Origin of the sequence: Cyanobium sp. LEGE 06143 (assembly GCF_015207535.1) — a bacterium.
In the GTDB taxonomy this organism is placed as follows: Bacteria; Cyanobacteriota; Cyanobacteriia; order PCC-6307; family Cyanobiaceae; genus NIES-981.
The window spans coordinates 1-1,897 of sequence record NZ_JADEWP010000297.1 but is presented as its reverse complement, the minus strand read 5'-3'; the positions used below and the strand labels follow the sequence as shown (position 1 = coordinate 1,897).

Genomic DNA, 1,897 nt, shown 5'->3' with positions numbered 1-1,897 from the left:
CTCGAAGCCGGTGTACTTGTGCCAGCCGAAAGAGCTGGAGGCCTCCACCACCAGGCGCTTGCGCACCGCCGCCGGCAGCACGCTTTCGCGGTAGGCGGCATCCTGCTCCTCGAACAGCTCCACGCAGGGCATCGACACCACCCGCACGCTCTGGCCATCGGCCCACAGCTGGGCCGCCGCCTTGACGCAGAGGTCAAGCTCGGTGCCGGTGCCGATCAGGATCAGGTCCGGGGTGCCGTCGCTGTCCTCGAGGATGTAGCCACCCTTGGCCACGGCAGCCGCGGTGGAGCCGGGCTGGTTGGCCATGCCCTGGCGGCTGAGGATCAGGGCGGTGGGGCGCTTGCGGTTGGCGATCGCCACCTGGTAGGCACCGCTGGTCTCGTTGCCGTCGCCGGGGCGGATCACCAGCAGGTTGGGCAGGGAGCGCAGGGTGGCGAGGGTTTCGACCGGCTGGTGGGTGGGGCCGTCTTCGCCGAGACCGATCGAGTCGTGGGTGAGCACGTAGATCACACCCAGCTCGCTCAGGGCCGAGAGGCGGATGGCGCCGAGGGCATAGCCGGCGAACACCGCAAAGGTGCCGCCGTAGGGGATCAGGCCACTGCCGTGGTAAGCGAGGCCGTTGAGGATCGAGGCCATGGCGTGCTCGCGCACACCGAAGTGGAGGTAGCGGTTGGCTTCGCCGCCCTTCTGGAAGCTGGCCTCACCCTTGATGTCCGTGAGGTTGGAGTGGGTGAGGTCGGCCGAGCCGCCGATCAGCTCGGGCAGGTTGGGGCCGATGGCATTGAGGCAGTTGAAGGAGTGCATCCGGGTGGCCAGGCCCTTGTCCTCCGGGGTGTAGCTGGGCAGGGCGGCATCCCAGCCCTGGGGCAGCTCGCCCCGCAGCTGGCGCTCGAACTGGGCGGCCTCGGCGGGGTAGGTGCTGCGGTAGGTGGCCAGGGTTTCGTTCCAGGCGGCCTCGGCGGCGGCACCGCGGCTGATCGCCTGGCGCCAGTGGTCGTAGGACTCCTGGGGCACCTCAAAGGCGCCGTAGGTCCAGCCCAGATTGTTGCGGGTGAGCTCGGCCTCATCGGCGCCCAGGGCGGCGCCGTGCACCCCGGCGGTGTTGGCCTTGTTGGGGGAGCCGTAGCCGATCGTGGTGGTCACCTTGATCAGCGAGGGCTTGTCGGTAACGGCCTTGGCCTCGGCGATGGCCCGGGCAATGCCGGCCACGTCCGTGTTGCCGTCAGCCACGTGGATGGTGTGCCAGCCGTAGGCCTCGTAGCGCTTGAGCACATCCTCCGTGAACGACACCTGGGTGTTGCCGTCGATGGTGATGTGGTTGTCGTCGTAGAGGGCGATCAGCTTGCCCAGGCCGAGGTGGCCGGCCAGGGAGGCGGCTTCACTGCTCACGCCCTCCTGGTGGCAGCCGTCGCCCATGATCACGTAGGTGTGGTGATCGATCAGGTCGCAGCCGGGGCGATTGAACTTGGCCGCAAGATGGGCCTCGGCCATGGCCAGGCCCACGGCGTTGGCGATCCCCTGGCCGAGGGGGCCGGTGGTCACCTCGACGCCGGCGGTCTCGAAGGTTTCCGGGTGGCCCGGGGTCTTGGAACCCCACTGGCGAAACTGCTTGAGGTCGTCCAGGCCCACCGAGTCGTAGCCGGTGAGGTGCAGCAGCGCATAGAGCAGCATGCAGCCATGGCCGGCGGAGAGCACGAAGCGGTCGCGGTTGAACCACTTGGGGTTCTTGGGGTTGTGCTTGAGGGTCTGGTCCCAGAGGGCGTAGGCCATGGGGGCGCAGCCCATGGGCAGGCCGGGGTGACCGGAGTTCGACTTGTTGATGGCGTCGACAGCCAGGAAGCGGATGCTGTTGATGCAGAGCGTTTCCAGCTGGCTGGCGGAGGCGGTGGAGGTGGTG

At 68.4% G+C, this 1,897-nt stretch carries 1 protein-coding gene; it reads right to left on the bottom strand.

All coding sequences use genetic code 11. From position 1 onward, the window contains the following. Window positions 1–1,869: transketolase (gene tkt, locus IQ216_RS13735; protein WP_193815916.1), on the bottom strand; the 1,869-nt coding region annotated here is incomplete at its 3' end. Window positions 1,870–1,897 lie beyond the last annotated feature (28 nt).